At 33.6% G+C, this 9,625-nt stretch carries 14 protein-coding genes; 2 read left to right on the forward strand and 12 right to left on the reverse strand.

What is annotated here, in order from left to right; all coding sequences use genetic code 11:
* Positions 1 to 304: 304 nt before the first annotated feature.
* From H4J67_RS19100 to H4J67_RS19140, 9 genes are all read right to left on the reverse strand, one after another.
* Entirely contained in the window at positions 305 to 895 is a 591-nt protein-coding gene (locus tag H4J67_RS19100) for a hypothetical protein (RefSeq protein WP_182169446.1), read from the reverse strand.
* A gap of 449 nt (positions 896 to 1,344) precedes the next feature.
* Positions 1,345 to 2,151: a hypothetical protein gene (locus tag H4J67_RS19105; protein WP_182204702.1), complete on the reverse strand. Its 807-nt coding sequence runs from the start codon at positions 2,149 to 2,151 to the stop codon at positions 1,345 to 1,347.
* A gap of 81 nt (positions 2,152 to 2,232) precedes the next feature.
* A complete protein-coding gene (locus H4J67_RS19110) occupies positions 2,233 to 2,601 on the reverse strand; it encodes a hypothetical protein (RefSeq protein WP_182169441.1) in 369 nt (122 codons plus the stop codon).
* A 118-nt stretch (positions 2,602 to 2,719) separates the two neighbouring features.
* The gene (locus H4J67_RS19115) at positions 2,720 to 3,148 is read right to left on the reverse strand and encodes an energy transducer TonB (protein WP_182204703.1); all 429 of its coding nucleotides are present in this window, start codon (positions 3,146 to 3,148) and stop codon (positions 2,720 to 2,722) included.
* Between the two features lie 490 nt (positions 3,149 to 3,638).
* Positions 3,639 to 4,067, reverse strand: coding sequence for a hypothetical protein (locus tag H4J67_RS19120; RefSeq protein WP_182169816.1), 429 nt, complete (start codon positions 4,065 to 4,067; stop codon positions 3,639 to 3,641).
* Between the two features lie 84 nt (positions 4,068 to 4,151).
* On the reverse strand, positions 4,152 to 4,790 hold the full coding sequence (locus H4J67_RS19125; protein ID WP_182169810.1) for a DUF998 domain-containing protein: 639 nt from the start codon (positions 4,788 to 4,790) through the stop codon (positions 4,152 to 4,154).
* A 512-nt stretch (positions 4,791 to 5,302) separates the two neighbouring features.
* Positions 5,303 to 5,674: a hypothetical protein gene (locus tag H4J67_RS19130; RefSeq protein ID WP_182204705.1), complete on the reverse strand. Its 372-nt coding sequence runs from the start codon at positions 5,672 to 5,674 to the stop codon at positions 5,303 to 5,305.
* Between the two features lie 112 nt (positions 5,675 to 5,786).
* Complete coding sequence (locus tag H4J67_RS19135; protein ID WP_182204706.1) at positions 5,787 to 6,005, reverse strand: hypothetical protein; 219 nt, start codon at positions 6,003 to 6,005, stop codon at positions 5,787 to 5,789.
* Positions 6,006 to 6,134: 129 nt separating this feature from the next.
* Positions 6,135 to 6,785, reverse strand: a complete 651-nt coding sequence (locus H4J67_RS19140) for a DUF2726 domain-containing protein (protein ID WP_182170364.1) — start codon at positions 6,783 to 6,785, stop codon at positions 6,135 to 6,137.
* Between the two features lie 175 nt (positions 6,786 to 6,960).
* On the opposite strand from H4J67_RS19140, the gene H4J67_RS19145 reads away from it, so the two are divergent.
* Positions 6,961 to 7,245: a damage-inducible protein J gene (locus H4J67_RS19145; protein WP_182170367.1), complete on the forward strand. Its 285-nt coding sequence runs from the start codon at positions 6,961 to 6,963 to the stop codon at positions 7,243 to 7,245.
* Positions 7,242 to 7,520 (forward strand): type II toxin-antitoxin system RelE/ParE family toxin, encoded by a 279-nt coding sequence (locus H4J67_RS19150; protein ID WP_182170370.1) that lies wholly within the window; start codon positions 7,242 to 7,244, stop codon positions 7,518 to 7,520. Before H4J67_RS19145 ends, H4J67_RS19150 begins: the two co-directional genes overlap by 4 nt.
* A 101-nt stretch (positions 7,521 to 7,621) precedes the next feature.
* On the opposite strand, the gene H4J67_RS19155 is transcribed toward H4J67_RS19150, so the two are convergent.
* The 3 genes from H4J67_RS19155 to H4J67_RS19165 all read right to left on the reverse strand — a co-directional run bounded on the left by H4J67_RS19155 (position 7,622) and on the right by H4J67_RS19165 (position 9,390).
* Positions 7,622 to 7,996, reverse strand: a complete 375-nt coding sequence (locus H4J67_RS19155) for a hypothetical protein (RefSeq protein ID WP_182170373.1) — start codon at positions 7,994 to 7,996, stop codon at positions 7,622 to 7,624.
* A gap of 150 nt (positions 7,997 to 8,146) precedes the next feature.
* On the reverse strand, positions 8,147 to 8,299 hold the full coding sequence (locus tag H4J67_RS19160; protein WP_182170376.1) for a hypothetical protein: 153 nt from the start codon (positions 8,297 to 8,299) through the stop codon (positions 8,147 to 8,149).
* A gap of 188 nt (positions 8,300 to 8,487) precedes the next feature.
* Positions 8,488 to 9,390 carry a hypothetical protein gene (locus H4J67_RS19165; protein ID WP_182170379.1) on the reverse strand — a complete coding sequence of 301 codons (903 nt, stop codon included), beginning with the start codon at positions 9,388 to 9,390 and terminating at the stop codon, positions 8,488 to 8,490.
* Positions 9,391 to 9,625 lie beyond the last annotated feature (235 nt).

Below are 9,625 nucleotides of genomic sequence, written 5' to 3' on the forward strand. Positions count from 1 at the left end.
GGCTATTGAACCGCTAACATAGACTGAAGACAGGTGCCACGACGAAATGAGTAAGGTAGGCGCTGCTAACTAATCAGTGAGTAATCGACGAATATCAGCATGATAACCGACAAAATTACTTGCTTCATTCTATGCGTTAAATCACTTAACACTAAAAGTGAAAACAATGGTTCTGAAATTAATGAACAAGGTTCAGTGTATTTAACTTGGCGTGGGGATTCATACCAACGCCTAAATAATAGGCTAAAAATAATAGGCTAAAAATAATAGGCTAAAATAGAGCGAAGCGAACAGCCCGCTGTTTTTAGTCCTTGTTGATTTTCTTGTTAGGTGAATGTAACTCAGAAAGTTCAGACATTCTTTGGTTAAAGTTAACTTTATATTTTAAACCTGTATCCCAAAAGGTTCTAAATACATCATTATTATATTTCCAACCAGCAGTCTCTTTATGTAAAGGATCTTTTGCCATAAGAACCTGCAAAGAATTTAAATCAACATTATTAGAAATGGTAAGCTGATTTTCTTTGTAATTAGAATTTTCCATTTCATATTTTAATCCAGGATAAATACCATTTGAAGGGACTGAAGGAAAAAAAGCTACATGACCTTTCCTATAAAGTGATTCAGCATCAAATTCAGGGTTTCTAATATTGATTAAGTCTGTTCTTGCTATATAAACTGGATCAAATTGAGCTTCCCAGATCTCACGTTGCTCTTTTGCTTTACCATCCGTATCGTTAATCACATGGTAAGCTTCTGCAAATGGAATCAATGGTACTGAAACTAATAAAGCAGTGACTGTAGCTACACCACCTAGCTGCTGTTTAGTACACCCTTGACTTAAAAATAAAATAAACATCCAAACTATCAGTTTTCTCATAATTTCCTTATTCACCTAACGCCCTATTAAGAGGCAAATTGTAGTTGGCTAAAATGTGTAGCGAAAGCGGAACTAGCCAACTGTAATTTGTCCCACTTGAATAGCTTGTTATGACTGAGTGCGCGCCAAACCAAGCCTTTTAATTATTTGAACAATACAACCAATTAAAAAGTAATCTAAAAACTGACCTGAAAGAAAAAGAATCATTTTAGGAGCAAAATCAGTTTGTTCACTGAAAAAACTTAGAATGAACATTGCTGGAGCAGCCAATATCCTATATCCAGGTAATAACACAGGAACCATGAAGTAATTAAATAGAAAAGAACACAGTCCAATTTCAACACCAATAGCTCAGAATATAGAGGAAAATTTATAATTTAACAACAAAAAATATCGACTCATCATAACGCCTAAATAACGGGCTAAAACTGTTTGCTAAAATGTTAACAAACAGCAAACTGTTTTTAGTCCTTGTTGATTTTCTTGTTAAGTAGACTTTCATCAAAGTCTATTTCCATATATTTCATTAGGCTATCAGTAAACTTTTGACTTTCTTCGTCATTAACATAACTATCGAGTCCCTGAATATTAGCAACTAATTGATCGGTAATTTCCCCGTAAACTACTCCTAACCTAGACTCTAATTCAATGATATTTTCATTCGCCATTGAAGTATTCAACTTAAAAGGTTTGTTTGTACTCATTGGCCCATAGTTTCCTTCCCAAAGAGCTTTACCTGTTTCAGATTTTAGTGTTGCTTTAAGTTGAGGAAGAAATATTAAACCTTTTTCGTTAGTGATAATAATACACCAAGGTTCAAGTGTTATAACCTGTTTTTTTAAATTAGAATTTAGATGAATAGATTTAATTTCTTTTTTTAAATCTTGATTATTATTTAGTGAGTTCAGTAGAATCTTAGCTAAATCAAAATTGTCTTTAAGCTCTATTTCTAAGTTACCCTGTAAGTTTTTTTCATTTAAAAGATCGGATGCAAGAACTCCCAGAACTCCAAGGTATTGCCCTACATCATCTGAAGAATTAGACCAATTAGCAACAACAAAGCCTGTACCTTTAATTCTACGATCACCGGGAGCTAAGCTAAGATCGCTCCAATCAATGTTTAGTACATCTAATTTCAATTCTTTATTTGATTCGACAGGGATAGCTCCTCCCTTTTTGGTCGATTGGCAACCTAGAGATAGGAAAATAAAAACTATGATAATGAAATATTTGAAATACACTCTAAAGTATCCTTGTCTACTTAACGCCACATTAAGCGGCTAAAAATTGTTGGCTAAAATGTTGAACGAATTGAAAACAGCCACTTGTTTTTTGTCCGTTTGAATGCCTTGTTAGTTGCCAATTACGGCCTCACCTTGCTTTAATTTGAAATCAACATAACTGTCCATCGCATGAAAGAAAGTTGAATCTCGATTGTTTTTACAATATTCAGTCAAATAAGGGACTAAAACATCTTTATATTCAGCTTTAGAAGCTGGGCTTTTATCCTTTTTGAATTGGATATTTTTACCATAGGTATAGCCAAAAATCCAAGCTGTGATGTTATTTAAACCTCTCGACTTTTTATTCAAACTATCTAACACAACATTACAATTCCACCCGCCATATATTGCAGGACTTTGATGAAAAACATCATTTTGAGCTAGAACAGATGTTGAAGTAAACAAGATGAATAACAATGATACTTTAAAATTACGCATGACAATTCCTTTTGGCAACTAACGCCCTGTTAAGAGGCAAAATTTAGTTGGCTAAAATGTTGAGGAACGAAAACAGCCAACTGAATTTTGTCATGCTTTAACAGCTTGTTAGTGTAATTTACACCTTAAAGTCTAATTGAATTGATTGGCAAATACTGTCAATAGATAAACCATTTTCTTTATACGGATTAAATCGCCACTTTTTAAGTGCTTCAGTTGCTGGCTTTATGAAAAGACCAGACTGAGAAGATTCTATAACACCAATATTAAAGGGCTTACCTTCAGAAGAAATATCGAACTCAAATTTGACATAGCCATTTATTTTATTTCTTGCTGCTGATTTTGGATACTTCGGAGAAACTCTTTTTATGGGAAAACCTTCTTGAGTCGTATCGCTAAAATTTTCAATTTTTCTTGGGAATACCGTACAACGTGGTTCATTTTTTACAATGTCATTTATACTAGAGCTATTATCTCGATTCTCGCTTGTAGTCTGACAACCACAAATGAAAACAGCCAAAAATAGACTTAAATTTTTCAAGTTCACCTAAAACCTCCTTATTACACTAACGCTTACATAAGCGGAAAATTATAGTTGGCTAAAATTTTGATGAACGAAAAAGAGCCAACTGTAAATTTTCCGTTTGATGTTCTTGTTAGTTGAACTTTAATTAAAAGCACAAACTTTACAATAAGTTACCATGTTTGTGGGATATTAGGAAGAATCTGAAAAAAACCCAGTACCACGACGCACCAAACAGTGAACTCTGAGCCAAACACTACGGTTAATTTAGATAATGACTTTACAGCAAAAGTGTCTTAAAAATGCGTAAAGTCTATTAGCGAACATAACCAAAATTCTGAGGCGAAAACTTAAGCGTAACCCACCAAATTAATTTAGAAAATACCGCTTTTACACATAAATATTAATCTGATTTCGTGGTGCCAACTAACGCCCAATTAACGGGCTAAAAATAGCGGGCTAAAATGGTAGCGAAGCGAATAGCCCGCTGTTTTTAGTCCTGTTGAATTTCTTGTTAGCTGTATTTTACTCTTTGACCTTTTACTTGGAATAACAAAAACAAAGGAAGTAAAACCAACGATGTAGATATTATATCCGTAACGGTATGATATTGCTGGTATACCATTAAAATAAAGTAAGCAATAAGTGATGTTACTGCTATACACATTTGAACCTTGCTTCTTAGTAAAAAGTAACTAACAAAAACCAATGACAAGGCTGTATGCGTACTATAGTCAGACTCAAAAGCAGGCCAAATATTAAACCTTATATCTAAAAACATTACGCCGTATGCGATAACAATAGAAGATAAAGTTGCCGTAATATGACCATACATCTGACTTAAACCATTATCCGCGATACCCTTAACCATGGCGATTGAGGTCACAATAAATAAAAGAGGTATATAAGAATCTGCAATGAAATCTAATTGTTCGTATGTCACCTAACCTCCTGTACAGCTAACGCCCCACTAAGAGGCTTTTAATTGTTGGTTAAAATGTGAAGCGAAGCGGAACCTAACCAACTATTAAAAGTCCTGCTTTAGTGGTTTGTTAGGCAAATGTTGATTCACACTATAAGCAAAATATATAAACCACAAATATATCATTAAATCTAGAGAGCGTTGATAAACACCAACAACGAGTGAATTAGGATCTAGATTTAATAATGCGTAAATGCAAATGACTCCGATGGTAAAGCTTACAAATTTATAAACTTTATATTGCGAAATGAATGAAGAGCCGGATGACAAAATAAATATTGATATTATCCCACATAAATAACCAGGAAAAGCTGACAACATATGAATGTTATGGGAAATCGTAGGTTCAACTGGCCTACATTCAAAGTCACATGGATATAAAGCAGAAATACCAAGAGTCACAGCATAAACAACAATAAAGCTAAGTCCTGTTATGTTTTTCTTTGTTTTAGGAACAGCTAAAAAGGAAGTAAATACAAATGCAAGTATAAAAAGCTCTGTAGGGATGAAGCCTAAATAATTAACATATTCACCATGTGGTGAACCTGTTGCTCCTAATTCACTGATAAACTGAGTTATATGGCTATATTCAGGATAATATAAGCCTGCAACAATAATTGTTCCAGCGAACCAAACTAAGCTCAATATTGGAAAAGCCAAGAGTAAATTTTGTCTATTCAGCATCCGTACCTCTGATAGTTTGCCTAACGCCCTATTAAGGGGCAAATTGTAGTTGGCTAAAATGTGAAGCGGAGCGAAACCAGCCAACTGTAATTTGTCCCACTTGAATAGCTTGTTATGTGTACTTACCAAGCTATTGATGTTATTGAATAATTTACCATAAAACCAAACACGTAAAAATTAAAGAGCGAATGAATTTACCACGATACTTTATACCTTCTTCGTTAAGATTATCTGAATCGCCAAACAAATTAATAAAGAAACCAAAACCATTAGAAATAGAATTTGAATGCTCAGTATTGCCACATGCTTTAAAGTAAAAATAAAATGTGAAACTAAATCCAATTATGCAGGTACATAATAGAAGTATGAAAATAATAAACGAAATGTTCTCCGTAACCTGACCCTATCCTTGTACACATAACGCCCTGTTAACAGGCAATAATAAAGTTGGCTAAAATAAGTGAACGGAGTGAACAAAAGCCAACTGTATTTTATCCTTTTTTAACAGCTTGTTATGTGTATTTTACATCCATGTATTTCTTCGCATAATAACACGACCATATACCAAAAATTATAACAGAAACCCAATACAGTTTTGGGTGGGCTTGTTGTGTAATCCAATCTAATCCTCGCATTGGGACATATTCAGCGTATAAAATGGATAACATAATTGAAAATAGTAAAAAGAAACCTAGAGCATTTTTTTTAATGGGGCTCATTTTTTTAATTGGGCGTTCATAATCTTTCTCATCTTCGACAACTCTTGACTGAAGCTCAGAGTTAATTTTTTCTAGTCGTTCAGGAAACTTATCTCCATCAATATTATCCAAAACATCGTAAAGTTCGGAAACAGTATATTTTGAGTAATTAGGTTCAAATGCCATAGTATTCCCGATACACATAACGCCCAATTAAGGGGCAAAATAGAGTTGGCTAAAATAGGTGAACGGAGTGAACAAAACAGCCAACTTTATTTTGTCCCTCTTGAAGTTCTTGTTATGTGTTTGATACACCGTCTATCTTTTTATATAAGTAATAAACCAAGAATGCATTTATACCACCAAAAATAGCTATTAATTTAATTAGCACTCCAGTTTGAGGTACATTTGCATAAATAAACCCTACTGCAAAAAATGAAATAGCCACTAAAACAAATGCCAAAACCATCGTTAGTTTAAAGTCGCTTTTATTATCTCTAATTTTAATTGTATCCATTACATTTGACATATTCATCATTAGTTTGAAAAACACATAACGCCTCATTAAGAGGCAATAAAATAGTTGGTTAAAATAAGCGAGGCACGAGCAAAAACCAACTGTTTTTTGTCCTGCTTTAATGACTTGTTATACCTCAATTTCTTCGGTATAGCGACACTTAGGAAAACTACTACAAGCTAAAAAATCATTCCCCTTATTCTTTCCTTTTTGTGCGGTTTTAACAGTTAATTCTGACGAACATTTAGGACATATTTTATTATCATTTTTTTCAGGTGCAGTTACATCTGCTAAAACTTCTGTAGCAGGAAATAATTCCTTTTTAATTTCATCAACAGCGTAACTAGTAGAAGCTTTGAATCTATGTAGTTTTAAACCTGCTGTTTCACATGCAGATTCAACGAATTCATCACGTTTAATTTGTTTTTCCTGAGAGTGGCTTTTATCATCAAGTTCTATGACTGCTAGAACAGTAAGATTTTTAGGGTTGCATAAAACAAAATCAAAGTGTTTTGCGGATATTTTATTAAATGCAATTTGCCATTGGCTTCGGTTAAGTCCTTTTTTTGGTTTAAGGATATCAGCGATTCTTACTTTACCAAATACAACTGCTTTATCTTCACAAGTAAGTTTTAATACCCCATAAAAAGATCGTTCGGCTGGTGTAAATAGTGGTCCACATAATTCATATGGTGCTACCGTCTGTTTAGAACTCTTGTTCTTAAATAGGAATATGAATAATAAAACGATAACAATGAGAAAGAGTGCAATAAATTCCATTTGATCACCTTGAGGTATAACGCTTTGCTAAGCGGCTAAAAATAGTTTGGCTACAATAACGAACGAAGTGAGGGAAGCCAACTGTTTTTTGTCCGTTTAAGCAACTTGTTAGTTGCCTTGGATTAATTGCAGTGCTAACATTTGTGAGTACAACACTAATTTAAGGTAACATATTATGGACACTCGCATTCAATTTAGAGTTGATGAAGAAACGAAACGTTTAGCGCAACAAATGGCGGAAAGCCAAGGCCGTACTCTTAGCGACGCATGCCGAGAACTTGCAGAAGGTTTAGCAGAAGAACAAAGAAAAACTATAAGCCATGATGCATGGTTATCGGAACAAATAAATGCAGCATTTGACAAGTTTGATAATGGAAAAGCTAATTTTATTTTGCATGATGAAGCAAAAAAATTAATGGAAGCAAGAAAACAGAAAATCCGTAATAGAGACAAATCATGATCTTTTGGGAAGAAGAATCATTAAATGATCGTGAAAAAATATTTGAATTTCTTTTTGATTTTAATCCAAGTGCAGCAGAAAAAACTGATCAAACTATTGAAGCTAAAGTTGAAAACTTACTAGAACACCCCCTAATGGGTGTTAAAAGAGACATTTTTCTTGGAAGAGTGTTAATCATTCCAGAAATATCAATGATTGTTTCTTATTGGGTCGATGGTGATACGATTAGAATAATGCGAGTTTTACACCAAAAGCAGAATTTCCCACCAGAATAAAGGCAACTAACGCCCAATTAACAGGCAAAAAATGGTTGGCTATAATAGGTGAACGTAGTGAACAAAAAGCCAACTGTTTTTTGTCCTTGTTTAATTTCTTGTTATATTGCGATATTACGCTGAACGTAGAACCACGCTGTGATTGAAGCCAAAAAGCCAGTAAAACCATACTGCAAGATAAATACAATACTTTCAGAATCTATTGTAAGCCAAGGAAATATAAATAATGGGATCCCCGCACCTAAAATAAAGCCTGTTAAAACAAATAAGATTACACTTTGTAATTTTTTTAATTTGAATTGAGAACGAATATAAATTAGTGGATATGCAAGAACAATACAGCAAACAAAAATAATAGGTATTAAAAGTAAGCCACCTACAATTGATATACCAGGACTTTCTTGCATATCAATAAGCATCAAGATAACTACTGAAACTAAACTTGCATAAAAGCTAGCTAATAAATGATGCTTCAATTAAACCTTTTTAGCAATATAACGCCACATTAAGCGACAAAAAATAGTTGGCTAAAATAGTGAGGCACGAACGACAGCCAACTGTTATTTGTCCGTTTGAATGCCTTGTTATATTGCGATCACACCAACAACAAAGTAATTAAATCAGAATCAACTTGATTTAAAGTCTTGATTTAAAACATCTAATTCTTTTAACCTTTTTTCAAGTTTATCTATTTTACTCATTGAAATCGTGGCAAAGACAAAAGCAGGAACGCCCATTGACATACCGATAATTCCAAACACAAATCCTAAATCTTCCATAATGTAATTCCCTTTAAAATAATGGATATTGACGATGATAAAACTACTAAACTTAACTAGCAATATAACGCTTTGCTAAGTGGAAAATAATGGTTGGCTATAATCGCGAAGCGATGGCCAACTGTTATTTTTCCGTTTGATTAACTTGTTAGCTGCGTTATTGATGATAATTATGCTATGACAAGCTGTTATTTACATTCAAGTTGACCATAACAGACTAAATTTTGTGTACCTTCCCATCGGCATCTTGTTTCTACGGTGCACCCAGAAGACTTAAACTGAGACCTCTGAAAATCATTCATCCACTTCGCATTCTCGTACCAAAGATGATTTTCCATTGCTTTTAAATTCTCTAAATTGGTAAACTTAAAGCCAGTCGCCATCTCTCTTTTTGTCTCGGGGATTAAGTTACAGTCCGCATCAAGTCCACTGCTAACTTTATACGTTAGACCACCTAGTAAAGGTTCTATATATGTTTCTATTGATGTTCCATCATGAAATTTAAGAATCATATTTAGATCTTTAAAGTTTAAAACAGTATTGCTGTTTACTGCGTCTTTGATATGATTCATTGTAGATACAACTCTAGTTGCTGTTGTAGAGTCTAGCATCAACTCATTGAATACATCGTTTCTTTCTTGATTTGATCTTATAAATGAAAAAGCATTCACACCACTATTTATAATTCTCTTTTCGGGGAGTAGTTGGTGTTTAGTGCAATCTTTACTGTCGGACATTGAAGAACGTTGAGATTTAGTAGCTGATCCTAACCCTAAATCATTTAAAAATTCCTTTCGTGCTATAAGGTACTCTTGATAGTAGCCATCAAGCTCTGGGGAGATTGGTTTTTCTATTACTTGTACGTGCTCAATAAAGTCATCAATAATCACTTTACTAACTTCGTATAGTTTGACCAACTCATTCGTTGAGTTAAAAACATAAACATAATCTCTCAAAGACGTTGGTCTGTGTAATTCTGCTTGTCGCTTCATTTGAAATTCAGTGCATCCATGGCAATTTTTTGTGACCGTTTGAGACTGAGCAAAAAAAGAACCTGTAAGTAAGATTGCAATTGTTAAATATTTAAACATAATATTTTCCTTAATATTTTCCTTAATATTTTACTTAATATTTTTCCCTATTTATTTTATTGTAACAATATCGAGATAGGGAAACACGATATTGTTAACTTTGTAGCAGCTAACGCTTACATAAGCGGAAAATTATAGTTGGCTGAAATTTTGAGGAACGAAAAAGAGCCAACTGTAATTTTTCCGTTTGATGTTCTTGTTAGCTGCGGTTTGCAAACAGCTTTTCAAATAATAC

Origin of the sequence: Colwellia sp. BRX10-4 (assembly GCF_014077465.1) — a bacterium.
GTDB lineage: Bacteria > Pseudomonadota > Gammaproteobacteria > Enterobacterales > Alteromonadaceae > Colwellia_A.